The 24,240-nt window shown below is 73.6% G+C and carries 18 protein-coding genes; 11 read left to right on the top strand and 7 right to left on the bottom strand.

Annotated elements, in window-relative coordinates:
* The first annotated feature begins 179 nt into the window (after positions 1–179).
* The 6 genes from ACLJWH_RS37245 (at position 180) to ACLJWH_RS37220 (ending at position 6,759) form a co-directional block, all read left to right on the top strand.
* Positions 180–560 carry a cupin domain-containing protein gene (locus ACLJWH_RS37245; protein WP_411146236.1) on the top strand — a complete coding sequence of 127 codons (381 nt, stop codon included), beginning with the start codon at positions 180–182 and terminating at the stop codon, positions 558–560.
* On the top strand, positions 557–2,149 hold the full coding sequence (locus tag ACLJWH_RS37240; protein ID WP_411146235.1) for a methionine--tRNA ligase: 1,593 nt from the start codon (positions 557–559) through the stop codon (positions 2,147–2,149). The genes ACLJWH_RS37245 and ACLJWH_RS37240 overlap by 4 nt, the downstream gene beginning before the upstream one ends.
* Entirely contained in the window at positions 2,142–4,205 is a 2,064-nt protein-coding gene (locus tag ACLJWH_RS37235; protein WP_411146234.1) for an FAD-dependent oxidoreductase, read from the top strand. The genes ACLJWH_RS37240 and ACLJWH_RS37235 overlap by 8 nt, the downstream gene beginning before the upstream one ends.
* A gap of 95 nt (positions 4,206–4,300) precedes the next feature.
* On the top strand, positions 4,301–4,903 hold the full coding sequence (locus tag ACLJWH_RS37230) for a pyridoxamine 5'-phosphate oxidase family protein (protein WP_411146267.1): 603 nt from the start codon (positions 4,301–4,303) through the stop codon (positions 4,901–4,903).
* A 120-nt stretch (positions 4,904–5,023) separates the two neighbouring features.
* Positions 5,024–5,896: a hypothetical protein gene (locus ACLJWH_RS37225; RefSeq protein ID WP_411146233.1), complete on the top strand. Its 873-nt coding sequence runs from the start codon at positions 5,024–5,026 to the stop codon at positions 5,894–5,896.
* A gap of 131 nt (positions 5,897–6,027) precedes the next feature.
* The gene (locus tag ACLJWH_RS37220) at positions 6,028–6,759 is read left to right on the top strand and encodes an SDR family oxidoreductase (protein ID WP_411146232.1); all 732 of its coding nucleotides are present in this window, start codon (positions 6,028–6,030) and stop codon (positions 6,757–6,759) included.
* Positions 6,760–6,875: 116 nt separating this feature from the next.
* Here the strand turns inward: ACLJWH_RS37220 and ACLJWH_RS37215 are convergent, their stop codons facing one another.
* The 6 genes from ACLJWH_RS37215 to htpG all read right to left on the bottom strand — a co-directional run bounded on the left by ACLJWH_RS37215 (position 6,876) and on the right by htpG (position 16,169).
* Positions 6,876–7,625, bottom strand: coding sequence for a class I SAM-dependent methyltransferase (locus ACLJWH_RS37215; protein WP_411146231.1), 750 nt, complete (start codon positions 7,623–7,625; stop codon positions 6,876–6,878).
* The gene (locus ACLJWH_RS37210; RefSeq protein WP_411146230.1) at positions 7,615–8,727 is read right to left on the bottom strand and encodes a thiopeptide-type bacteriocin biosynthesis protein; all 1,113 of its coding nucleotides are present in this window, start codon (positions 8,725–8,727) and stop codon (positions 7,615–7,617) included. Before ACLJWH_RS37210 ends, ACLJWH_RS37215 begins: the two co-directional genes overlap by 11 nt.
* Positions 8,728–10,035, bottom strand: coding sequence for a lanthionine synthetase C family protein (locus ACLJWH_RS37205; RefSeq protein ID WP_411146229.1), 1,308 nt, complete (start codon positions 10,033–10,035; stop codon positions 8,728–8,730). It abuts the gene before it with no gap.
* A complete protein-coding gene (locus ACLJWH_RS37200; RefSeq protein WP_411146228.1) occupies positions 10,032–13,217 on the bottom strand; it encodes a lantibiotic dehydratase in 3,186 nt (1,061 codons plus the stop codon). Before ACLJWH_RS37200 ends, ACLJWH_RS37205 begins: the two co-directional genes overlap by 4 nt.
* Before the next feature lie 120 nt (positions 13,218–13,337).
* Positions 13,338–13,538: a hypothetical protein gene (locus tag ACLJWH_RS37195; RefSeq protein ID WP_411146227.1), complete on the bottom strand. Its 201-nt coding sequence runs from the start codon at positions 13,536–13,538 to the stop codon at positions 13,338–13,340.
* A gap of 684 nt (positions 13,539–14,222) precedes the next feature.
* Positions 14,223–16,169 carry a molecular chaperone HtpG gene (gene htpG / locus ACLJWH_RS37190; RefSeq protein ID WP_411146226.1) on the bottom strand — a complete coding sequence of 649 codons (1,947 nt, stop codon included), beginning with the start codon at positions 16,167–16,169 and terminating at the stop codon, positions 14,223–14,225.
* Positions 16,170–16,349: 180 nt separating this feature from the next.
* Here htpG and ACLJWH_RS37185 point away from each other — a divergent pair, with 180 nt between their 5' ends.
* Positions 16,350–16,556: a DUF4430 domain-containing protein gene (locus ACLJWH_RS37185; RefSeq protein WP_411146225.1), complete on the top strand. Its 207-nt coding sequence runs from the start codon at positions 16,350–16,352 to the stop codon at positions 16,554–16,556.
* A 41-nt stretch (positions 16,557–16,597) separates the two neighbouring features.
* Here the strand turns inward: ACLJWH_RS37185 and ACLJWH_RS37180 are convergent, their stop codons facing one another.
* The gene (locus tag ACLJWH_RS37180; protein ID WP_411146224.1) at positions 16,598–18,016 is read right to left on the bottom strand and encodes a PLP-dependent aminotransferase family protein; all 1,419 of its coding nucleotides are present in this window, start codon (positions 18,014–18,016) and stop codon (positions 16,598–16,600) included.
* 148 nt (positions 18,017–18,164) lie between these two features.
* Between ACLJWH_RS37180 and ACLJWH_RS37175 the strand changes: the two genes are divergently transcribed.
* The 4 genes from ACLJWH_RS37175 (at position 18,165) to ACLJWH_RS37160 (ending at position 24,067) form a co-directional block, all read left to right on the top strand.
* Positions 18,165–19,424, top strand: coding sequence for a Tm-1-like ATP-binding domain-containing protein (locus ACLJWH_RS37175; RefSeq protein WP_411146223.1), 1,260 nt, complete (start codon positions 18,165–18,167; stop codon positions 19,422–19,424).
* Positions 19,425–19,453: 29 nt separating this feature from the next.
* A complete protein-coding gene (locus ACLJWH_RS37170) occupies positions 19,454–20,278 on the top strand; it encodes a phosphoenolpyruvate hydrolase family protein (protein ID WP_411146222.1) in 825 nt (274 codons plus the stop codon).
* A gap of 567 nt (positions 20,279–20,845) precedes the next feature.
* Complete coding sequence (locus tag ACLJWH_RS37165) at positions 20,846–23,035, top strand: D-alanyl-D-alanine carboxypeptidase (protein WP_411146221.1); 2,190 nt, start codon at positions 20,846–20,848, stop codon at positions 23,033–23,035.
* A 414-nt stretch (positions 23,036–23,449) separates the two neighbouring features.
* Complete coding sequence (locus tag ACLJWH_RS37160) at positions 23,450–24,067, top strand: TOPRIM nucleotidyl transferase/hydrolase domain-containing protein (RefSeq protein ID WP_411146220.1); 618 nt, start codon at positions 23,450–23,452, stop codon at positions 24,065–24,067.
* Positions 24,068–24,240 lie beyond the last annotated feature (173 nt).

Genomic DNA, 24,240 nt, shown 5'->3' with positions numbered 1-24,240 from the left:
TCGCGTCTTGTCGCCTCTTGTGGCTTCTTTTGCGCCACCACTGGTGGCACCTTCCTGCACATCGCGCGGGGATCCGTTGACCTCCGTGAACGCCGCGCACCACAGTTGCCGCGGCGAAACGCGTGAATTCCGGATCTCCGGACGACGTGCCGGATTATCTTTCGGGGTGCATACCTTTTATGATCACGAAATTTCGGCTGAACGAGGACGCGGCCACCCGTGAGTTCGGCATGGCGTGCCAGCGGATCATTCCCTGGCAGGGCCAGGACGAGGAACCCCCGCTGGGCGCCATGGCCTGCTTCCTGCCGGCCGGCGCCAGCTCCGAGCCGGACTGCCACGACCAGGACGAGGTCATGATCATCACGTCCGGCGCCGGCCGCCTCGACCTGGCCGGCGAAGAGGGCACGTTCGAGGCCGGGGACGTCGTCGTCCTGCCCCGCAAGCACGAACACGTGGTGCACAACCCCGGTACGGACACCCTCGTCTGGGTCTCCCTGTACTGGCCGCTGCGCGAACCGCAGCCGGACGGACCGGCGCCCGGCCCCCGGTCCGGCGCATGAGCGCCCCGGTCTGGATCACCGCGACACCCCCCACCCCCAACGGCGATCTGCACGTCGGCCATATCGCCGGGCCGTACGTCGCCGGGGACGTGCTGCGCCGCTTCCTGGCCGCCGACGGCGTCGAGACCCGGTACACCACCGGACTCGACGACCACCAGAGCTATGTGCCGGTACGCGGCGCCAAGGACGGACGCACCGGCGAGGACGTCGCCGACGGCTACGGCGCGTCCATCGAACGGACCTGGCGCGCGGCCGAGGTCGCCTTCGACCGCACCGTCCACCCCCGCCGCGACGCGGACTACCCCGCGTTCGTCCAGGACTTCCTGCGCCGGCTGCACGACGCCGGGCACCTCGTCGCCCGGACCCGCCCGCTGCCCTACTGCACCGGCTGCCGGCGCTGGCTGTACGAGGCGTACGTGTCCGGCAAGTGCCCGCACTGCGGCGCCGGTTCCCACGGCAACGCCTGCGAACCCTGCGGCCGCCCCAACGACTGCGGCGACCTGACCGATCCGCACTGCGAGACCTGCGGCCTCCCGGCCGAACTGCGCGACTGCACCCGCCTGTACTTCCCGCTGGCGCCCTTCGCCGACCGGCTCACCGCCTTCTGGGCCGACGTCCGTATGCCGCCCCATCTGCGGGTGCTGTGCGAGACCATGCTCGCCGACGGACTGCCGGAGATCGCCGTCAGCCACCCCGCGGACTGGGGCGTCCCGGTGCCCGTCGACGGTTTCACGGACCAGCGCGCCTACGTGTGGTGCGAGATGGCACCCGGCTACCTCTTCCAGTCGGACCGGCGCGGGCCGGACGGCGGACCGGCCACCGGACCCGTGCAGTTCTTCGGCTTCGACAACGGCTACTTCCACGCCGTGCTCTTCCCCGCCCTGTTCATGGCGTACGACGCGGCCCTCCCGCTGCCCACCGCCTTCGTGGTCAACGAGTTCTACCAACTGGACGGGCAGAAGTTCTCCACCAGCCGGCGGCACGCGGTCTGGGCCCACGACGCGCTCGCCGGGGCCGGCTCCGACGCCCTGCGCCACCATGTGCTCGCCGACCGCCCCGACGGCCGCCAGACCAGCTTCACCCCGGCCGACCTGGCACGCACCGTCGGCCACCTGCGCACCGGGTGGGACGGCTGGCTGCACCGGCTGTGCGCCGCCGTCGCCCGGGACTGCGACGGCCGGGTACCCGCCGAACGGCCCGCCGGACCCGCCTGGGAGCGGCTGCGGGCCGGGCTGTTGCGCACCGTCGGGGAACTGCGCGAGGCGTACGGGACGGCGGGGTTCGACCCGCGTCGCGCCGTGGCGCTGCTCGACGACGCGGTGGCCCGCACCGCCGACTTCGGACATGTGCACGCCCACGAACGTGACCGCCCCGGCGGCGCCGCCGCCCACCGCGCCGCCCTCACCGCCCAGCTCGCCGTCGCCGCGGCGCTGGCCGCCTGGGCCGCCCCGGTCATGCCGGCCGGCGCCGCCCGGCTGGCCGCCCTGCTCGGCGAGCGGCCCGGCCGCCCGGTCACCGCGGCCGCCCTCGCCGCACCCGCACCGGGCCGCCGTCTCGACCCGCCGGCCGGGCCGGTCTTCGGTGGCTGAGACGGCCGGCCCGCACCCCGCCGCGGCGGGCCCGCTGCGCGTCGCGGTGGTCGGACCGTTCAGCGGACCGCGCGCGGCCTGGGGCGAACTGCTGACCCGGGCGACAAACGCCCACCGCGACCGCGGCATCACCTGGGAGCGCCACGACGACCGCGGGGACGCGAGCAGGGCCGCCGCCGTCGCCGAGGCGGTGACGGGCGACGGCGGATACGCCGCCGTCGTCGGCCACTTCAACAGCATCGGCGCCGGCCACGCGCTGCCCGTCTACCGCCGCGCCGGACTACCCCTGCTGCTGCCCCTGGCCACCGCCCCCGGCCTGCTCCGCGGCGGCGGTGGCGGCGCGCTGCGCTGGTGCCCGCTCGACACGGGCCAGCCCGCCGCACTGCGCTGTGCCACCGCCGCGACCGGCACTCCGGCGGTCGCCGACGACGGCACCGACTACGGGCGCCGGCTCGCCGAACGGTTCCGCGCCGCCTGGCGGACCGCGCCACCGGTACGCCAGGACGGCCCGGCCGCGCTGGTGGTCTGCGGGACGCACTTCGGGGCCGCGGACACGGCCCGGCGGCGGCGCACGGCCGGCTTCGCGGGCCGGCTGCTGTTCACCGACGACTGCGCGGTGGACGAGTTCGCCGGGCTGCTGGGCACCGACGAGGCCCGCGACGCCCGCGTCGTACGGCTCCGTGGCGGCCCGTACACCCACGTCGACGCCGCCTTCAGCTGCCTGGTCCGGGCCCTCGCCGACGACCCGGGGGCGCGCGGCGGCCGGCTGCTGACCGCCCTGCGCGCCCACGCGGGCCTGGCGTTCGACGCGGACGGCGACCCGGTGGACGCCGACAGCGCCGCGGGCTGGGAAGTCGTCCCCGTGCTCCGGGCGGCGCCCCCCGCGCCCGGTCCCGCGCCCGGCCCGGACGTGGTGGTCGTCGGCGCCGGTGTGGTCGGCGCCGCCACCGCCGCCCACCTGGCCGAGGCCGGACTGTCCGTGGCCATGACCACGCCCGGCCCCGGCGCCGCCTCGGCCACCGACTGGTCGGGCGGCCTGGTCCGGGCCTACGAACCGGATCCGGCGATGCGCGCCCTGGCCGTCCGCAGCCACGGCCTGCTGTGGGGGAGACCCGCCGGGCAGAGCGCCGCCTGCGGCTTCCGCCGTACCGGCTCCCTCGTACTGCTGGGCACCGGGGACGTCGAAGCGGCCGCACGCGGTGTCGCGGAGCTGCGCGACACCGGGGTGACCGCGGAACTCCTCGGCCCCGGGGAGGTCCGCGACCGCTGGCCGGACCTGGCGGCCGACGGCATCGCCGGCGCGGTGTGGGAACCCGGCGGCGGCTACGCCGACCCGCCCGCCACCGCGGCCCACTACCGCACCCGGGCCCTGCGGTACGGAGCCACCCTGCTGCCCGGCCCCGTGGTGGCACTCGACACGCACCCGCGGGGTGTCCGCGCCGTCACCCCCGCCGGCGCCGTGACCGCGCGGTGCGCGGTGGTCGCGGCGGGCAGCGGCACCCCGGCCCTGCTGGGCGACCGCCTGCCGGTGCGCCCCGGCCGCGGCGCACCGCGCACCAAGCGCATCCGGTACGCCTTCTTCGACCTCGGCGGCCGCCGGCTGCCCGCCGTCAGCGATCTGACGACCGGTATGTGGGGACGGCCCCAGACCGGCGGCCCGGCGGCCGGCGGACACCTCACCGGACGCCCGGTGGACGAATGGGACGTGCCCGCCGCCGGCGGCGGGCAGCTCACCGCTGAGGAGATCGCCCACATCCGCTCCGGCGCCGTCCGCCGCTGGCCGTGGATTGGCCAAGCCCGTTATCTCCTGGGCAGGTTCGGCGCGGATCTGTACCATCCGGACGGTCCGTTCCTGGGACCGCTCCCGGGGGAACCGCGCGTCGTGGTGGCGGCCTGCTGGTCCGGTGCCGGCTTCAAGACGGCACCCGGTGCCGCCGCCGAAGCGGCGGCGGCCGTCCGGCGGCTGCTGCGGACGGACCACGCGGCCCCCGCCGGGACCGAGGCCGGACAGCCAGTACAGCCAGTACCACCAGCGCCGACAGAGGTCATACGTTGAACAACCCGCCGCCCCGCCCCCCGGTCACCGGACTCCCGGCCACCGGACAGCCGCGCACCGAGCTGCCGGTCACCGACCGCACCCGGCTGCGCCGCATGAAGGAGAAGGCCCGCACCACCCGCAGCGACCTCGACGCCGTCCTGGCCGCGGGCTTCGTCTGCCACCTGGGCGTCCTCGTGGACGGCACCCCCATGGTCGTACCGACCGTGTACGGCGCCACCGCCGACACCCTGTACCTCCACGGCTCGTCGGCCAGCCGCAGCCTGATACAGGCCCCGGACGGGACCGTCTGTGTGACGGTCACGCACGTGGACGGCGTGGTCCTGGCCCGGTCGGTCTTCGAACACGGCATCAACTACCGCTGCGCCATGATCTACGGCGTACCGCGCCAGGTCACCGACGACGCCGAGAAGCTGGCCGGCCTGCGGGTCCTGACCGAACAGGCCGCCCCCGGCCAGTGGGACTACGCACGGCGCCCCAGCCGCAAGGAACTGGCCGCGACCTCCCTGCTGGCGCTGGGCCTCGACGAGGCGTCGGTGAAGGTGCGCACCGGTCCGCCGGACGACGGCGACAGCCCCGACGCGCGACTGGGCCTGTGGGCGGGCGTACTGCCGCTGACCACCGTGCGCGGCGCGCTCGTACCCGACCCGGCGCTGCCCCCGGACATCGCGCTCCCCGGCCACCTGCGACGCGGCTGACGCGGCGGGGCGGCCGGCCCGTACCGCTGCGTCTCCCCGGCCGGCCGCCTCGCCGGGCCTTCCCCGTCACCGGCGTCCCACCACCCCGTCCGCAGCCCGACGTTCACCGAGGAGAGAGCCGTGTCCCCGTCGCCCCCGCCCGAGTCCGCCGTCCACCCGTGGACCGGCAAGATCGCCCAGCGCGATCTGGTCGCCGCGGCCGATCCGGACCTGGCCCTCGACCTCACCGTCCTGACCGCTCCCGAGCAGCTCCCGGGCCATCTGGCCGCGCGGACCGGCACCGTGGTGCTGCGCCCGGAGTTCTCCGACGACCTCGGCTCCGCCGTCCTGTGCCGCGCCGGTGCGCCGCTGCCGGAACGGGAGACGGCGGACCTCTGGGCCCGGGGCACCCGCCTGGTCGCGCACGACCACGTCGCCGGCGTCCCGCATTTCGCCGGTGGCCGGGTGACCGGCGGCCGGCTCGAACTCACCGACTGCTGGCAGTGCTTCTGCCTCGACGAGGGCCCCTTCGCGTATCTCACCAGCGTGATCAACGTGCCCCCCGGCGCGCGGGCGGTGCGCGGTCTCGCCGACCGCCTCCAGCCGGTGGTGGACGAGGCCGGACTGCGCGACGGGCCGGTGACCTTCGAGCTGGTCCTCGGCGAGCGGACGTGCAAGGTCGTGAAGTTCGCGCCCCGGGCCGGCGGTGAACCGCTGCCGACACTGGCCCGCGAACTCGCCGAGTACGGCACCGGCTTCCTGGCCGACTACTCCTTCATCACCCGCCGCTCCGGCCGTCTGGTCCGCATCCGTCACCTGGACACCATCCGGGCACTCGGCTCCTACGCGGGCGTACTGGAGGCCCCGTCACCCGGCGACGAGGTGCGGCAGCGCTCGATCGAGGGCGGACCGCTGACCGTGCTGCTGCGCAACCGCGACGAGGCGGCACTCCGCGCGGACATCGAACGCTGTCAGGAACTGAACCGCGCGGGCATCTTCGACCTGACCACCTGACCACCTGACCACCGGACACCCTGGCCGCCGGACCGGCCTCGCCGCCCGCACCGGCACCGGCCACCCGGTGGTCCCCACCCACCGTCGCCCCCTTGTTCTCGCCACCCGCTCCCGAACAGAAAGCCAACCGCATGACCATCGAAAACCGGCGCGTCGTCATCACCGGTGCCGCCCGGGACTTCGGGCGCACCCTCGCCATCGCCTTCGCCCGGCTGGGCGCCGAGGTGTACCTCTCCGCCCGCAGCCTGACCGGCGCCGAGCGGACCCGGGACGAGATCCGGGCGCTCGGCCACGACCGCGTCCACGCCTTCGCCTGCGACATCAGCTCACCGGAATCGGTCCGGGCGTTCGCCGACGCGGTCCGCGCACACACCGACCACGTCGACCTCCTCATCAACAACGGCGCCGCCTGGCTGGAGGGCGAGGACCTGCTGTCGGCCGACGACGAGGCGATCCTCGCCACCACCGGCTCCGGCGCGACCGGCACGGTGCTGGTGACCAAGCACTTCCTGCCGCTGCTGCTCGCCTCCGCGCAGCCGGACATCGTCACCATGGTCTCCGTGTGCGGCGTCCCGAACTTCGCGGGCTCCGCCGCGCACGACGCCTTCTACGCCGCCAAGGGCGCGCAGAGCGCCTTCACCGGCATCCTGTCCAAGCGGCTGCGCGAGCGGGGCGTCCGCGTCATCTCCCTCTTCCCGCCGGACTTCGACAACATCGACCCCCTCTCGCCCGAGTGGGAGACGGCCCCGCGCGGACCGGAGAACACCCTGACCGCCCAGTCGCTCGTCGACTGCATCACCTTCGCGGTGAACCAGCCCCGGGACTGCTTCATCAGCGCCTTCCACTTCGAACCCGCGCCCTGACACACGCGGCACCCCGGCACCCCGGCCCGCCCGCCGGGGTGCCCGGGAATCCACGGGCACCCCGCCGCGCTGTCCGTGCGACGCCTCGCGCCGCCCAGCGTGATCAGCCATCGTGATCAGTCCAGGACGAGATGTGCCAGGTAGTGGAAGTCCCCGGAGTGGATCTCCTCGATACGCCAAGGGGAGCCGGCGGTGAGCTCCGCCAGGTCGTCGGGGGAGAGGAAGGCGTAACGGAACCAGTCGGTCGCCAGACCGGCGTAGCGGACCCGGATCCGCCACTGCCCCGGGAGGCGGCCGGCCGCCACATTGCGTGCGCGATAGTCCGTCTCGGTCGGTGCCGTCAGGCGGGCGGGGTCGAACGTCGTGCCCAGCAGCGCCGCCCCGGGCCTGGCCACCCGCGCCAGCTCCTTGAGGACGCGCGGGGCCTGTTCCCGGCTTTCGAGGAAGCCGAGCCCGTTGCCGGTCAGCACGAGGGTGTCGAACTCGCCGTCGACGGCGCCGAGATCGGCCGCCGTGGCCTCGACGGCGCGCAGTCCGCGCCCGGTGCACAGGCGGACGGCTCCCGGGGAGGGATCGACGCCGAGCACCTCGTGTCCGCGCGCCTGGAGTTCGGCCATGGTGCGGCCGCCGCCGCACCCGATGTCGAGGACCGTGCCGCGGACCCGGCGCAGCAGCTCCTGGTCGACGTCCGGCCAGGATGCGGCGGCGGTGAAGTACAGGCCCGCGTCCGAGTGGTAGAGCTGCCCGTCGTCCCGTTCGAGGAGTTCGCGGACCCCGCTGCCCGCCCCGCCGCCCGCCCAGCAGTCGTGGAGCATGGCGCCGAACGCGTCGCCGGTGGTGGGTGCGCCGTGTACGTCAGGAGTCATGTCCCCCGCCCTTCGCCGGTCCTTGTACCAGTGCTTCGGTGATGCCGATCTGCCAGTCCTTCGGCAGCCGTGCGCGGTTCCAGTGGAAGACGAGGAGGAAGGCGGCCGCCTCCCGCGGGCCGACCCGTGCGCCCGGCCCGGTGAAGTACTCCGCGCGCCACTGTGCGCAGATCTCCGCGACGGACTCCCGGAACGCGGCGAAGTCGTCCTCGACGGCGGGGCCGCGGAGCGCGTCGAGCCGCTCGGGGGAGTGCCAGACCTGGCGCAGCCTGGCCGAGGTGTCCGCCCAGCCGGCGGGCGGGTCCCCGGCGAATCTCCTGCCGACCTGCCACCGCATCCGGTCCCAGACGTCCCGGTCCTCGAAGTCCGTGATGTGCAGCTCCGTGAACAGGACGCGGATCATGGCCATCGACAGCGCCCACACCGGTGCGGGCGGCTCCGCCAGGGACAGGTGACGCAGCCAGACCAGGGAGTCCGCGGTGAAGACGCGGTGCACGCTGCGCATCGACTCCGGGCCGCCGAACAGATGCTGCTCCGGTTCGTACACGGCGTGCTGGACGCCGGTGATGATGCCGCGGGCCTGCCAGTCGGCCCAGGTCCGCGCCAGCCGGCCGGCGGCCCGCTCCCGGAGCGCGGGGCGGGTCTGGAAGCGCACCCGCAGGCCGGGTGTCTTGTGGACGAAGAAGAAGTCCTCGACGGTCCCCTCGGCGAGGAGTTCGCGCACCGTCCCGAGCAGAGCGGCGTAGTGGCGGGGTGCCCCCGTGGCCGCCGGTGAGGTCAGGAGGCGGTACTCCAGCCAGGCGTGCGGGCGGTCGGCGGCGCGCAGCGCGGACAGGCCGGCGCCGAGGAAGACCTCGGCAGCCGGGAGCAGCCCGTCGGGCGGTGTGGTGTCCGTCCCTTCCAGCTGGTCGGCCACGGTGCGCAGGAACCGGGGGAGCGGCAGATCGAGTTCGCCGCACCGGACGGTGCCGCCCGGCGCCGGTGCCGGTGCCGTCCCGGAGCCCTGGGCGGGTCCGGGCCCGACGGCATGGGTCGTGCCACCGACGGTCTTTCCGGCGGCGGGCTTCTCGGCAGGTGTCTGCGCGGCAGGGGTGCGGGGCATTCAGTTCACCATCAGGACGGTGTCCCAGGGCAGCGTCTGCCCGGGACGTGCGTAGGAGTCGAGGGCGAGGGCGAGGCCCGCGGCGCCCTCCAGGAATCCGGCCGGTTCGTTGCCGGGGCGCAGGCCGTCGTGGCCGATCTCCAGGGGCGGGCAGCCGGCGGTGTCGAAGCCGTCGAGGATCCGCCCGGCGACGGTGTCGATGAGCGCGCCCGCCCGCGCGCCGACGGGCCCGTCCGTGAAGAAGCCGAGCAGATGCAGCACACCGGCCCACCCGTGGCACAGCGACCAGTGATCGGCCCGCCAGGCGTCCAGGGGGAGGGCGGCCACCGCGCCGATCGAGTCGTCGGCGAGGCGCAGCCAGTCCGCCCTGCCCAGTGCCTGTCCGGCGAGCTGCACGGCCCGGGAGATACCGGGGGTTCCGTAGCACCAGGCGACCCGGCCGCGGCCGGCGCCGGGCGCGTTGCCCGCGAAGGTGTCCAGGGAGACGGTATGGGGCCAGAAGACGCCGTACTCATCGGTCTGCCGGAACCGGTCCAGCAGACCGACCAGGCCGCGGATCGCCTCCTCCTGTCCGTCGGTCACGGCACCCTGCCGGTGGGCGAGGGAGAGCAGGGCCAGCGGTCCGGCGATGCCGTGGGCGAGCCCCAGGTTGAGGTGGCCGGACTCGCGCAGGGCGCGGTCGGTCGTCGGGTACCAGTTCGGCGGGGTGGTCGACCAGTAGCGGGGGACCTGGCGGCCGAAGTGCTCGGTGGTGCCGAGCATGGCCGCCAGGGCGGTGAGGATCCGCTCCATCTCGGCGGAGCCGCCGAGTCCGCGCAGCAGCAGGTACCGGCCCAGACCGGCCAGGCCGTCCAGGACGTCGAACCGGGCCATCGGGCCGAGCGGGACGGTGTCCACCACGTGGCACAGGCCGCGGGCGCCCTCGGCGGCACGGGCGTCGAGCGAGGCGAGGGCCTTCGCATAGCCCCCGCCGGCCCGGTGGGCGAGGTCCAGGGCGAACCCCAGGCCGGCGATCTCGTAGAACAGGCCGTAGTGGGGCCTGGGCTGGCTCTTGAGACTGTCCGCGGCCAGGCTCAGATACCGGTGCGCGGTGCGCCGGTCAGCCGGTTCGGTACCGGACCGGCTGCTGAAGAGCAGCGAGATACCGGCGTATCCGCTGGCGAGGGACGTGGTCTTCCAGCGGTCGGCGGGCTCCGTCCCGGTGGTGGCGTGGGGCAGGCGCGCGGGGTCGCGCAACCGGTCGGCCAGGGTGCCGACGAGCGCCAGGGCCCGGTCCCGGTGCCGGGGGACCGGCACGGTCGGTGTCACTGCCCGCTCCTCTCCTCGGCCGTCGCCGCCGGTCCGGCGGCGGGTGGTGCGGTGTGCCGGGCCCTGCCGAGCTGGGCACGGGCCGCGTGCGCCAGCAGGGCCAGGCTGCGCGCCTCGCTGTAGGGGTCGATGCCGTACAGCCGGTTGTGGTGCATATGGAGCAGACTGGCCACCGCGGTGTCCTGCCAGCCCCGTCCGGCGTACCGGCCGATACCGGGCAGCAGCAGTTCACCGAGTCCGCGCGCCGTCGTGGCGACCCGGTCGAGCACCGGCCGCACGGGCGCGGGCAGCACCCGGGCCAGCTCCTCCCGGGCGCGTCCCGGCGGCACCAGCCGCGCCGCCGCCGCGATGTCGGACCGGGCGGGCGCGGCGCCGTTCTCCTTCGGGAGCGACCGGTCCACCCAGGAACACCAGTCCCACGGCCCCAGCGACTCCAGCAGATGGACGTAACCCGCCAGCAGGAGCAGGTCCTTGCGGACGGCGCCGCCACCACCGGCGAGCAGGGTCAGCAGCCCCGTCGCCAGCCGGCTGTCGGCGCAGAACCACTCCTCGGCGCGCCGGACCCCCTCCGGCCCGCCGTAGCGGGAGACCTCCGGCGCGTACGAGGAGACCTTGAAGTCCCGGATGAGACCGGCCTTCTTCAGGGAGTCGCAGAAGCCCAGCAGCTCCGGCCACACGGTGGCGACGAGCTCCGCGGGGTCCCCGTGCAGCCGCAGCCGGATGTGGTGGCCCGCCTCCCGGTAGCGCATGAAGAACCAGCGGTCGACCTGCCCGGCGGTGCGGTCGATCAGCGGGGGGAGATGGCGGGTGAGCAACTCCTCATGGACCTCGGGCACACCGTGGAGTTCGACGAAGGCCCATTCACCGCCCGGGGGATGGGCGGTGGCGGCGGCGCTGTGGGCGACGCGCTGCACGTCCAGCTCCGCCGCCGCCGGCTCCGCGCCGGGCGGCCGCGGCGCGCCCCGGAGCGGCACGATGATCTCGTTGCTCCGGCCGCCCAGCCAGCCGTACACCTCGCCGAAGTCCCGGGGGCTCTCCGCGACGGTCACCCGGCCCCGGACGATTTCGCGGCGCAGTATCTCCTGGTGGAAGGCGTTGCCCAGGTCGAGCTCGCAGAGCTGGTCGCGCTGGCCGACGGTGACCCGGTCGGGGACGCGCGTACCGGTCCGCCAGGCGTCCACCACCCGCCGCCAGTCCTTGCCCCGCCCCGCGCTCTCCCGCATCGTCGCGCTCGGCCGCCAGCTGAGGGGCGAGAGCACGACCCGGCCGAGCCGGACGCGGGGCAGCCAGGGGAGGTGCTCGAACGGTCCCCAGTCCCACGGCTGCCAGGTCTTGTCCTCGCCGCAGTACGGGAGTTCCCCGAGGAAGCGCGCGAGATCGGGTGCGGCGGTGCCGAGCGACAGCACATGGGGGATCACCGGCCGGATCTCCTGACCGGTCTTCTCCCAGTACAGGCGGAGCCGGTCGCCGTCCGCGGCGACGACGAGGTCCCGCCAGTCGATACAGCCCTCCCCGCCCGGATCGCCGAAGGTCCCCACGGGGATCGAGTGCGGCAGGAGACCGGGCACCTGCATCACGTTCAGCGCGCGGGGCAGCACGGGGCGGAACTCCACCTGCGCGGCCAGCGCACCGTCCGTGTCCGCCATCAGCCGGCCGAGGCTCTTGGTGCTGTCGGTGAGCGCGGCGAACCGTCCCGCCATCGCGCCGGCGGTGGGCGTGCCCACGGAAGGGGTGGTGAGGAGGTCGAATCTCCCGGCCGCCAGGTCCTGCGCGCTGCCGGCCAGGAGCTGGAAGCAGAGTTCGAGCGAGGCGGGGACCGGCGCGTCCGGATCGACGGTCAGCCGTCGGACGTCCTCCTCGGTGAGGACGACCTCCCGCCGCTCATCGGCCAGGCCCCGGTGCAGCACGTCGGCCAGCGCCTGGATCCGGTCGTCCGCCGCTCCCGCGGCGCGCTTCCCGGACGGGAACTCGTTGCTGGACCTCGGGTGGAGGTAGGTGTCCGGGTAGCCCAGTCCGCGGTGCGGGTCGACGAGTTCCGCGAGCCGGACCGCACCGTGCTGCCCGTAGGCGTCGAGAAAGGCGCGCCGGTATCCCCGCATATGGGCGTACGACTCGTTCTTCGGCGACATCGACCACATCGCCGCGGCGTACCGCTCGACCTCCTCGGTCACCGCCGGCGGGACCTCGGCATCCGTGTCCAGGCGCAGGTCCACCTGAGGCGCGACCGCCCGGGAGCGGTGCGCCCGTTCCGACACCTCGACGAGACGGCGCCACGGCTCCCGGCCCTCGCCCGGCGCGGTCCCGCCGTACGCGGCCAGGGCGGTGCGCACTGCCGTCAGGTGGGCGCGTTCGGCCGAGTCCGCGGGCAGGACGCGCTCCAGCGACTCCAGGTAGGGGTCGTCGAGCCGGGTCGGGGCGAGCTGGGTGAGCAGGACTTCGTGGGCGACCAGGCTGCCGAGGAAGGATTCGAGACGGGCTTCGCCGAGGCGGGGGTGGGCCGCCACGGCCGCGGCGAGCAGTTCCCGGTACGGCACGGGGCGGGCGGCCGCTTCCCGGACCCAGGACAGGACCGGAGTGCACCGCAGGGAGAGCTCCTGGCTCGCCTGCTGGGTGGTGGTCGCCTTCTCGTCGCCCGCGCTGCGCAGCCGGACGTGCGGCAGCACCAGCCGGTCGCCCCGGACGAAGCAGAGGTTGTTCAGCACGACGTGCAAGGAGCGGCGGACAGCCGGGTCGGCCAGCCACTTCGCGGCCAGCCCGTCGAACCAGCCGGCGTCGGGGCGGGCCGACTTGACCGCGGGACCGGCGGCGGGAGCGTCCGCCGGGCGGTCGTGCCCGCCGGGTACCGACACTCCGGCGAAGAGACCGAACGGCGTGGGCCGGCCGGTGATCCGCCGGGCGTAGCGGGTGACGGATATCGCCGCGCGGATCAGCTTCTTGCGGCTGACCGCCGCACCGCCCGCGATCTTGTCCAGCTCCTCCGACAGGGCGTCACTCGACACCGCGATCGCCTCGCGCAGCACGGGATGCGCGGCGATGCCGGTGAGGTACGCGACCAGTTCCGCGTCGGTCGGCGCGGTGGTGCGCCCGAACCCTTCGACGGCCTCGTCGAAGGTGTCGTGGGGGAGGGCGGCGGACCGCAGGAGAACCGGTCCGACGGCTGAGAAGGGGCTGCGCCGCGTCATGCTGAGGTTCTTTCCGGTCGGGACAGGCAGCCGGGGCCGCCACCGGCGGGTGTCGCCGATGGCGGCCTGCGGCCTGGACGTTCAGGACTCGGTGAGTCCGGTCGGTTCAGGACCCCGAGGTCAGCAACACATGGGGTTGCAGCCGTTGGTGAACGCGCACGAGGTGCCCGTGGCGCCACCGGTGTCACAGGTGACGAACGTGAACATCGTCGGTTCGAGCGGGGCGTTCGCGCCGCCGGTGACCGCCGTCTGAATGTCCAGGTCGAGGTCGGCGAGGTCGAGATCCAGATCCGTCTCGTCCGCGAGGAGGGCAGTAGTCATCGAGATTTCCTTACTCTTCGTGTAGTGCGCGAAAGCGCATTGCGGGAAGAACGGGTACTCACATGTGACGTATGCGGGCAGAGGAATGACGCCGCATATTCTTGCCGGGCCCGGCCTGTGGCGGAAGGCACGTCAGGCCGCGCCCATTCGGTAACGCCACGGCATCCCGTCGCATTTACCCCCGCGAGGAATTTCTCGCGAGCGGTACTGCGTCAGCAGGACGGGACAGGCCGAAATCGCAGCAGGAGGCCGAGGGACGGAATCGCAGCCTCCAGGTCAAGTCCGCGGGACGGGCCGTGTGTTGCCGGTTACGAAGGATCTTAGTCGGTGTGGTTCGAATTGGCTAGAACATTCACACGACATTGCGGCCGGGGGCCGTGCGGGCGGGGCCGGCCGGTGAATCGCCGTGCCGGACACCGGCGTTCCGCATCGCGGGCCGTTCCCGTATCCCGTCCCGACCGGATAAAGCCGAAGAGGGGAAGTCCGCTGTTCTCGCGGAGGTGACTGCGCGGCGGCCTTCGGTGGAGCGCTGAAATCCCGTCGTACTCGATGGAGTTACACCGAACGGCCGGGGAAACGGAGCGCCGGCCGCGTTGTCGCCGGCGTGCTCTCTCCGCGCCGGTCCGCGGGGCAGGTGTGCGTCGGCCTGCCCCGCGGCCGGGTACCCACAGAGCGCCGGGGCGCCTACAGGGTGCGCTCCAGGCGGTCCGCCATCAGCTTGGTGAAGCGGGACGGGTCGCTCAGTTCGCCGCCCTCGGCGAGCAGCGCCAGCCCGTAGAGGAGCTCGGCCGCCTCGGCGAGGTCCGTGTCCTCCGCGCGCTCGGCCTGGGCCGTCCGCAGGCCGGTGACCAGCGGGTGGCCGGGGTTGAGTTCCAGGATGCGCTTGGTACGGGGCACGTCCTGGCCCATGGCGCGGTACATGTTCTGGAGGGCCGGGGTCACATCGTGCGTGTCCGAGACGATGCAGGCCGGGGAGACGGTGAGACGGGAGGAGAGCCGGACCTCCTTGACGTCCTCGCCGAGCCGCGCCGTCATCCAGGTCAGCAGCTCCGCGAACTCCTGCTGCCGCTTCTCCCGCTCGGCCTCGACCTCCTTCTTCTCCTCCTCGGTGTCGAGGTCGGCCTCGCCCTTGGCGATGGACCGCAGCTGCTTGCCGTCGAACTCGGGGACGACGTCGACCCACACCTCGTCGACGGGGTCGGTCAGCAGCAGCACCTCGACGCCCTTGGCCCGGAAGGCTTCCATATGGGGCGAGTTCTCGATGGCCGCACGGGACTCGCCCGTCATGAAGAAGATGTGCTGCTGTCCCTCCTTCATGCGCGCGACGTACTGCTGGAGGGTGGTCGGCTCCTCCTCGTCGTGGGTCGTGGCGAACGAGGAGACACCGAGAATCGCGTCGCGGTTCTCGAAGTCGCCGAGCAGACCCTCCTTGAGGACCCGGCCGAACTCCCGCCAGAACGTCGCGTAGCGCTCCGGGTGGGCGGCCATCATGTCCTTGATGCTGGACAGCACCTTCTTCGCCAGCCTGCGGTGCATCAGCTGGATCTGGCGGTCCTGCTGGAGGATCTCGCGGGACACGTTGAGCGAGAGGTCCTGCGCGTCGACGACGCCCTTGACGAAGCGGAGGTACTCGGGCATGAGCGCTTCGCAGTCGTCCATGATGAAGACGCGCTTCACATAGAGCTGCACCCCGCGCTTGTGCCCCTGCGTGAACAGGTCCTGGGGCGCGCGCGAGGGGATGAAGAGCAGCGCCTGGTACTCGAAGGTGCCTTCCGCCTGCATGCGGATGGTTTCGAGCGGATCGTTCCAGTCGTGGCTGATGTGCTTGTACAGCTCGTGGTACTCGTCATCGGACACATCGTCGCGGGACCGGGCCCACAGCGCCTTCATGGAGTTGATCGTCTCGGGCTCCGGCCGGGCGGTGTTCTCGCCGTCCTCGCCGCTCTCGCCGCCCTCGGCGTCGGCCGTGGGCTCCGCGGCCTCCGGCGCCATCTTGATCGGCCAGGTGATGAAGTCCGAGTACCGCTTGACGATCTCCTTGATCTTCCAGGGAGAGGTGTAGTCGAAGAGCTGGTCCTCGGTGTCCGCCGGCTTGAGCCGCAGCGTGACCGAGGTGCCCTGCGGGGCGTCGTCGGCCGTCTCGATCGTGTAGGTGCCCTCGCCGGTGGACGCCCAGCGGGTGCCCTTGCTCTCGCCCGCGCGCCGGGTCACCAGGGTGACCTCGTCGGCGACCATGAAGCTGGCGTAGAAGCCGACGCCGAACTGTCCGATGAGCCCTTCCGCGGCGGCCGGGTCCTGGGCCTCCTTCAGCTCCTTCAGGAACTTCGCGGTGCCGGAGTTGGCGATCGTGCCGATGAGCCGGACCACCTCGTCGTGCGACATGCCGATGCCGTTGTCGCGCACCGTGAGCGTACGGGCGTCCTTGTCGGCCTCGATGTCGATGTGGAGGTCGGACACGTCGGCCCCGAGCGTGTCGTCGCGCAGGGCTTCGAGGCGGAGCTTGTCCAGCGCGTCGGACGCGTTGGAGATCAGCTCGCGCAGAAACACATCCTTGTTCGAGTAGATCGAGTGGATCATCATCTGCAGAAGCTGGCGTGCTTCTACCTGGAACTCGAATGTCTCGGTCGGCATATGCGTGGAATCCTTACAGGTCACCAGGTGACGGGGGCTTTCCGGGCACTGTAGATCAACGGATCGCCGCGGAGAACCGGTTCCTCTTATCGCGGAAAACGGGCCCCCGGCGGGTGCCGCCGCCCCTCGGGCGGGCATCCGGCCGCGGGTCTGGTGGGCATAGGGGAACGGACGCACGATGTGCGGCCCCACGCGGCCGGCTTCACCTGGGACGACACCTGGTACGCGTCCTTCGACGACCACCTCGTGGCGTCCATCGCCGGGCATACGGGCGGCTCCGAGGCGTACTGGAACATCGCCGTCAACGGTGTCGCCACACCGGTGGGCGGCTGCCGGTTCCGGACAGCCGACGGCGACAGCGTGGCGTTCACCTGGACCGAGCGGTAAACCCCGGCACCTGGCCCGTACCCGGTCGCCGCCCCTCGCGCTCAGTGCGGGGGGCGGCTCCGCTCCGCGCAGTCGACGAGGACGGGCAGGGCCCGCGCCAGGCCGCCGTCGCGGTCGGCGAACGGGAGCCGCAGATGGTGACGGAAGCCGTCGACGGCGGAGAAGGCCGGGCCGGGGACGATCAGTACCCCCGCGCGGCGGGCGAGCTGCGCGGTGGCCTCGGCGTCGGCACCGGGGATCTCCACCCAGAGGGCGGAGCCACCCGCGGGGCGCTCCCACCGCCAGCGGGGCGCCCGGTCGGCGAGGAGCCGTTCGGTCTCCGCCAGCCGCTCGCGCAGCTGGGCGCGGCGCCGGGCGCGCGCCTCGGGCAGCTGCCGGAGCAGCTGCGCGGCCAGCATCTGGTCCACCACCGGACAGGACAGGTCGACGGACTTCTTGATGTCGGCCAGGCGGCGGATGACGGTGGTGGAAGCGCGTATCCAGCCCAGCCGCAGACCGCCCCAGAAGAGCTTGGACAGGGTGCCGACGGTGGCGGTGGCGGCGGGCGGCAGCTGCGCCGCGAGGGAGACGGGCGCGGTGTCGTCGCGCAGGGACAGTTCCGCGTAGGCGTTGTCCTCCACCGTGTACAGACCGTGCTCGGCCAGTGCGGCCGCCCAGGCCCGGCGGGTGTGCTCGCCCATACCGCGGCCGGTGGGGTTGTGGACGGACGGTTGCAGATAGACCAGGCGCGGGCGGACGTGACCGGCCAGCCGCGCCAGTGCGGCGGGACCCTCGCCGGGGGCGGCGTCCGCCGGCAGCGGGACCAGCCGGGCCCCGCGGGCCCGCAGCGCTTCCAGGGCGCCGCGGTAGGTCGGGTCCTCGACGACCACCGTGTCACCGGGCTCGACCAGCCCCTGGGTGATCAGCCAGACGGCCTGCTGGGACCCGGCGGTGACCAGGATCTGCTCCGGTGACGTCGGCAGGCCCGCGGACCGGTGATACCGGGCGATGCCCGCACGCAGCTCCGGCAGCCCGTACGGAAAGTAGCCGTCACCGGCCAGCGCGGCCGTGAGGTCCCGGGCGGACAGGGCGCCGACCGCCGCCGCGACCGCGGGCAGCCCGTCCAGCGCGCCGCTGGACAGATCGATGCCACCGTCCCGGGTCCCGAAACTCGCCAGCCGTCCCTCGGTCGCGGGTTCGCCCACCGCCCCGGACCCCCGCAGCCGGGACCCGCTGCCCTGCCGGCTCTCCAGCCACCCCTCGGCCTCCAGCAGGCCGTACGCGGCCGTCACCGTGGAGCGGCTGACGCCGATCGCCGCCGCGAGGGCGCGCTGCGAGGGCAGCACCGTGCCGGGCGCCACATCGCCGCGCTGCGCCAGCTCGCGCAGCGCGTCCGCCAGCAGCCGCGGCAGCGCCTCGGTGCCGCCCTTGGACCACCCGGTCAGCAGACGCGACAGGCGGGTGGACGGTATCCGGTCCATGCCCCCATGATCCCCCGCCGCGCATCACCCGCCCGGACGGCGCCGGGCCGGCCGGCGCCCCGCAGGCCAATTGCCCCCAAGTGGTCTTTGCCGCCCGCCGGCGCCGGACGCAGGATCGGGAGCACCGTCCGTTCAAAGGAGCAAGGACATGGCGACCGTGGTGCTGGTCGGGACACTCGACACAAAGGGAGCGGAGTACGCGTGGCTCGCGACGCGGCTGCGCGCGTCCGGCTGCGACGTCGTGACCGTCGACGCCGGTGTGCTGCCGCCACCGGCCGGCGGCAGCACACCGGCCGGTGACATCGACGCCGCCGCCGTGGCGCGCCGCGCCGGGCACGACCTGGCGGCACTGCGGGCGGGCGGCGACCGCGGCGCGGCCGTGGCGGCGATGGCCGAGGGCGTCGAGCGGGTCGTCGCCGATCTGTACCGGCAGGGGCGGCTGCACGCGGTGCTGGCGGTGGCCGGCAGCGGCGGCTCGTTCATCGCCGCCCGTGCCATGCAGGCCCTGCCCGTCGGCGTACCGAAGCTGCTGGTCTCCACCATGGCCGGCGGGGACGTGGCGCCGTACGTGGGCAGCAGCGACCTCACCATGATGTACAGCGTCGTCGACGTCGCGGGCATCAACTCCGTCTCCTCCCGGATCCTGGGGAACGCGGTGGCCGCGGCCGCCGGGATGGCCGCCCACCACGAGCGGAGCCTGAACCATCCGCAGCCGCAGGGCCGCAAGCTGATCGGCGCCAGCATGTTCGGCGTCACCACGGAGGCGGTCGACGCCGCCCGCCGGCGCCTGGACGACCTCGGCTACGAGGTCCTGGTTTTCCACGCCACCGGTGCGGGCGGCCGGGCCCTGGAGAAGCTCGCCGCCGGCGGGTTCCTCGCCGGTGTCCTGGACCTGACCACCACCGAACTCGCGGACGAACTGGTCGGCGGCGTGCTGAGCGCCGGGCCCGACCGGCTCACCGCGGCGGGCCGGGCGGGCATCCCCCAGGTCATCGCCCCGGGCGCGCTGGACATGGTCAACTTCGGCCCCGCGGAGACCGTCCCGGAGCGCTTCGCCGAACGCCGGCTGCTCGTCCACAACCCCACCGTCACCCTGATGCGCACCACGGCCGAGGAGATGGCGGTGCTCGGCACCACCATCGGGCAGAAGCTGGCCGCGGCGCGCGGCCCGGCGGCGGTCTTCTGGCCGCTGGGCGGCGTCTCCGCCGTGGACGCCCCGGACGGCCCCTTCCACGACCCGGCCGCCGACCGGGCCGGCCTCGCGGCGCTGCGCGCGGCCCTGACGGACAGCGCCGTCGCCCTGCACGAGATCGACGCGCACCTCAACGACCAGGCCTTCGCCGTCGCCGCCGCCGACCACCTCCACCGGCTGATCACCGCGCAGGACCGCTCGACCGCGCACGCCTGAACCCCGTACCGACCGAACAGGAGCCACCCGTGAACCGCAAGCAAGCCCTGGCCCGCCTGACCGACCAGGTCAGCGCCGGCCACGCCGTCATCGGCGCCGGCGCCGGCACCGGTCTGTCCGCCAAATGCGCGGAGGCCGGCGGCGTCGACCTGCTGATCATCTACAACTCCGGCCGGTACCGGATGGCCGGCCGGGGTTCGCTGGCGGGCCTGCTGCCCTACGGCGACGCCAACGCCATCGTGCTGGAGATGGCGGGCGAGGTCCTGCCCGTCGTACGGGACGTGCCGGTGCTCGCCGGGGTGTGCGGCACCGACCCCTTCCGGATCATGGGCAACTTCCTCGACCAGCTGAAGGCCGTCGGGTTCACCGGCGTACAGAACTTCCCCACCGTCGGGCTGTACGACGGCACGTTCCGCGCGAACCTGGAGGAGACCGGCATGGGCTTCGGCCTGGAGATCGACATGATCCGCCAGGCCCATGAGCGCGATCTGCTCACCGCCCCCTACGTCTTCGACCCCGGCCAGGCCGCCGAGATGGCACGGGCCGGCGCGGACGTCCTCGTACCGCACGTCGGACTCACCACCAAGGGCGCCATCGGCGCCGCCACCGCCCTCACCCTCGACCAGGCCGCCTCCGTCGTGCAGGAGATGCACGACGCCGCCAAGCGGGTCAACCCGGACATCATCGTGCTCTGCCACGGCGGACCGATCGCCGAACCCGCGGACGCCCGCTACATCCTGGACCACACCTCCGGTATCGCCGGCTTCTTCGGCGCCTCCTCCATGGAGCGCCTGCCCACCGAGCGCGCCATCACCGACCAGGCCCGCGCCTTCAAATCCCTCTCCCTCGGCTGATCTCCGACGACGGCCCGCCGCGCGCCGGGGCTCCCGGCAACCGCCGTCCGGACGATCGCGCCGGGCCCCGCACCGTGTCACCGGACACCTGCGCCACAGTGGGAGTCAATTCATTACATACGGCGTGTTCTCTCCCGGAACCATCACGTGTTTCGACCCGTCTAGCAGCTCGGTGATCCACTTCTTCTGCGGAGCAGCGGACACCGACCAGGCAGCAGGGCAAGGGACGAAGGAGACACGGTGGCGGGCGCATCCCCTGGCAGACCGGAAGAGCAGCAGTCGTCAGGGGAGTTGACGGGGGACCAATCCCCTCGGCGACGTGACGATGTCCCACAGGTGGCGCCGCGTGAGTCAGCGGGCCACGGTCCGGCGGACCGGGACTCCGCGGGGCGCGGGTCCGCGGGCCACGAGCCAGCGGACCGCGACTCCGCGGGCCGCGAGACAACGGGTCGTGAGTCGGCGGGTCGCGATGCGACGGGTCGTGACGCCGCGAAGGCCGTCCCTTCCTGGGCGTTCACGCCGAGAGACAGAACCTCCGGGGCCGGGGCTGTGACGAGCGGCGGGGCCGTGACGAGCCGCGGGACCGAGAACGGCGCGCCCGGCGAGGACGGCAAGGACAGCAAGGACGGCAGGGACAGCAAGGCGGGCGCGGGCGGCGAGACCGGCAGGGCCGACACGACCGGTACGAACGGCGCGGTCGGCAAGGCTGCCGAGGCCGCCAAGGCCGCCGATCGCGCCGAGACCGGCACGATCGGTACGCACGGCAAGGCCGGCGAGAACGGGGAGCCCGGCCAGGCCACCGGGCCGGGCAAGGCCACCGAGACCGGCAAGGCCACCGAGACCCGCACAGGCTCCGAAACCCGCGAGGACGCGGCCGAAGCCGGGCGCGCGGAATCCGACGGCGCCGACGGGGCGGTACGGGCCGTCGGCACGGTACGGGCCGACGCGGGGGCGGCCGCCCGCACCGGTGCCGAGTCCAGGCCGTCGGCGCTGCCCGTACGCGTGCCGAAGCGCCCGGCCGCGCCGTCGGACGACGCGTCGGACGCGGAGCGGACCAGCCGGTTCGTGGCGCTGAAGTCGACGGACCCACAACCGCTCAAACCTCCGCAGCCGGTGTCGCCGGCCAAGCCTCCGCAGCCGCTGTCGCCGGGCCCGGCCGGGTCCCGTCCGCCGGCCGTCCCCGGTAGCGGCGCGTCCGCTCCGGCCGCCGGAGACGGACCGGGCGGGGGAGCGGGCGGGGGAGCGGGCGGCGGCGCACCGGTGGCCCGGCAAGCGGACGCCGGGCCCGCCTGGCGAGCGGTGGACCAGCAGGCGCCGACGCTGGGCAACCGCACCGCGGCCGGCGGCCCCGCCCTCACCGGGCCGCCGGCCGCGCCCCCCGTCGGCCGGCCTGCCGGCCCGGCGGCCGGGGTCCCGGACACCGGGCGCCCGCAACCGGACGCCCAGCCGCCGCTGGACCTCCTGGCGCAGCTGACCAACACCCCGGCGCCGCCCGAGACTCCGATGCGTACGGCCGCCCGGCGGGTGAAGATATGGGGCTCGCTGGCGGCGCTGCTCGTGGTCGGCCTCGTGGTCGTACAGGCGGTACGGCCGCTGCCCGACCCGAAGGCGGTGCTCACCGCGCAGGAGACGCACACGTTCGACGGGGCCGGACCGTCGCTCCCGTGGCCGACGGAGGGGCAGGCGGTCGTCGACGTCAACGGTCTCGGCCGGATGGGCGCGTTCGGCGAGATGAAGCCGCTGCCGATCGGCAGTGTCGCGAAGGTGATGACCACGTACCTCGTGCTGAAGGGCCACCCGCTGGAGAAGGGGGCGAAGGGCCCGTCCCTCGCCGTCGACCAGAAGGCCGAGGACGACTACACGCAGGGCCGTAAGGAGAAGGAGTCGGTCGTCGAGGTCAAGAAGGGGCAGCAGATCTCCCAGCGCGAAGCCCTGGAGGCCGTCATGCTGCCGTCCGCGAACAACGTCGCCCGGCTGCTCGCCCGCTGGGACACCGGCGGTTCCGAGGAGGCGTTCATCGAGAAGATGAACGCGACCGCGAAGGAGCTCGGGATGACCAACACGACGTACACCGACGCGAGCGGGCTCAAGGAGACCACGGTCAGCACCGCCGAGGACCAGGTGAAACTGGCGAAGAAGGCGATGACGGACGAGGCGTTCCGCGAGATCGCGAAGATGACGAGCTACACCGCCACCACGACGTCGGGCACCGGCAGCCCCGGTGACCCCACCACGCGGACGCAGTACAACTTCAACAAGCTCGTGCCGATGTTCGGTGTGGTGGGCATCAAGACCGGCTCCACCACCAAGGCGGGCGGCAATCTGCTCTTCGCCGCCGAGAAGAAGGTGGGCCCGACCACGCAGCTGATCGTCGGCGCGGTCTTCGGGCAGCACAAGCCCAACATCATCGAGACCGCCACCGAGCACAGCAAGCAGCTCATCCTGGCGGCGGGCAAGGAACTGACGGAGCGGACGGTGGTCAAGAAGGGCCAGGTCGTCGGCGCGATCGACGACGGGCTCGGCGGCCGGACGCCGGTCGTGGCGACCGCGGACATGACGGTCGTCGGCTGGCCCGCCGCGGCCGTGCGACTGAAGCTCACCGACGGCGGAAAGAAGCTCCCGCACGCGGCGAAGGCCGGTACGGAGGTCGGTCTGCTGACGGCGGGCAGCGGTCAGGGCGAGGTGAAGGTACCGGTGGCACTCCAGCAGAGCCTCGTCGAGCCGTCGTTCACCGCGAAGCTCACCCGCCTCGGCTGACCGGCGGCCGGGGACGGGGGACGGGGGACGGGGCCGCGACTTGAGCCCCGGCACGGACGCCTCGAACCGGCCACGTAGGACACCGTCCAACTCCTGAGTGCGGAAGCCCGCTTTTGCCGAGTGAGTCCGGCATGAACGCACCGCCGGAGACGAGCGAGGTGGACGGGTCCCGTGCGGGGGAGCCGTCCCGGAAGCACGGCTGCCACCGCCCTACTCCACTTCCATGCCCCGCGCCATTTCCCCGCCTCCGAGGAGTTGGAGGCCGGGGAATCGGCGTCCCCCTGGCGCACCGACTGGAGGAAATCCCGTACCGGTCAGCCGTGTTGGGGCCTCGGACCGGCTGCACACCGCCGATCGACGCGCCCTCGGAAATCCCCTGGTGCGGTGGCCGGGAAGGGGTGGAGACTCCGCCTCATGGCCGATATGCAGACGTTCCGGGAGGCGGTCGCCGCGTGGGCGGCGGGTGGCCCCGGCGACGGCGCGCGCGAACTGGCCGGGCGGCTGCCCGTCCGGGCCGTCGTCCTGCTCGAAGGGCTGAGCGACGCCGCGGCGGTCGGCGCGCTGGCCACGAGCCGCGGCCGGAACCTGGCGGCCGAAGGAGTCTGCGTCCTGTCGATGGGCGGTGCGATGAGCGTCGGTCGCTTCGCCCGCCTTCTCGGGCCTACCGGCCTGGGCCTCCGCCTCACGGGACTGTGCGACGAGGCGGAGCGGCCCTACTACGCCCGCGCCTTGGCGCGGGCCGATACGGCACCGCAAGAGTTCTTCGTCTGCGCGGCGGATCTGGAGGACGAGCTCATCCGCGCGCTGGGCGTGACACGGGTGGCGGAGCTCGTCCGGGCGGAGGGCGACCCGCGCGCCCTGCGGACCTTCCTGCGTCAGCCCGCACAGCAGGGCCGCACCTCACCGCAGCAGTTGCGGCGCTTCCTCGGCACAAAGAAAGGCCGCAAGATCCACTACGGCCGTGTCCTCGTCGAGGCCCTCGACCCCGACCGCACACCCGCCCCGCTCGACGGCCTGCTCACCAGCCTCTGACCGCCGGGCGACGCCCGACACGGACAGCCCCGGCCAGGAGCGCGCAGCGGTACGGGCATGCGTTCCTGATCGTTCACCCTGGAATGGCGGGACCTGACGCGTTGCCAGCACCGCGCCGTCCCGGCCGACCCGCTCCTCACGCCCCCCTCACACACACGACACAGCGCCCGCGT

This window comes from Streptomyces sp. x-80 (genome assembly GCF_046549095.1).
GTDB lineage: Bacteria > Actinomycetota > Actinomycetes > Streptomycetales > Streptomycetaceae > Streptomyces > Streptomyces celluloflavus.
This window is presented reverse-complemented; position numbering and strand designations above follow the sequence as displayed.

Excerpts from the sequence above, each read along its gene's own strand:
- ACLJWH_RS37210 (WP_411146230.1), bottom strand. The coding sequence starts at position 8,727 with ATGCCCCGCACCCCTGCCGCGCAGACACCTGCCGAGAAGCCCGCCGCC.
- ACLJWH_RS37215 (WP_411146231.1), bottom strand. The coding sequence starts at position 7,625 with ATGACTCCTGACGTACACGGCGCACCCACCACCGGCGACGCGTTCGGC.
- ACLJWH_RS37245 (WP_411146236.1), top strand. The coding sequence starts at position 180 with ATGATCACGAAATTTCGGCTGAACGAGGACGCGGCCACCCGTGAGTTC.
- ACLJWH_RS37200 (WP_411146228.1), bottom strand. The coding sequence starts at position 13,217 with ATGACGCGGCGCAGCCCCTTCTCAGCCGTCGGACCGGTTCTCCTGCGG.
- ACLJWH_RS37240 (WP_411146235.1), top strand. The coding sequence starts at position 557 with ATGAGCGCCCCGGTCTGGATCACCGCGACACCCCCCACCCCCAACGGC.
- ACLJWH_RS37175 (WP_411146223.1), top strand. The coding sequence starts at position 18,165 with ATGGCGACCGTGGTGCTGGTCGGGACACTCGACACAAAGGGAGCGGAG.
- ACLJWH_RS37220 (WP_411146232.1), top strand. The coding sequence starts at position 6,028 with ATGACCATCGAAAACCGGCGCGTCGTCATCACCGGTGCCGCCCGGGAC.
- htpG (WP_411146226.1), bottom strand. The coding sequence starts at position 16,169 with ATGCCGACCGAGACATTCGAGTTCCAGGTAGAAGCACGCCAGCTTCTG.
- ACLJWH_RS37160 (WP_411146220.1), top strand. The coding sequence starts at position 23,450 with ATGGCCGATATGCAGACGTTCCGGGAGGCGGTCGCCGCGTGGGCGGCG.
- ACLJWH_RS37230 (WP_411146267.1), top strand. The coding sequence starts at position 4,301 with ATGAAGGAGAAGGCCCGCACCACCCGCAGCGACCTCGACGCCGTCCTG.
- ACLJWH_RS37180 (WP_411146224.1), bottom strand. The coding sequence starts at position 18,016 with ATGGACCGGATACCGTCCACCCGCCTGTCGCGTCTGCTGACCGGGTGG.
- ACLJWH_RS37195 (WP_411146227.1), bottom strand. The coding sequence starts at position 13,538 with ATGACTACTGCCCTCCTCGCGGACGAGACGGATCTGGATCTCGACCTC.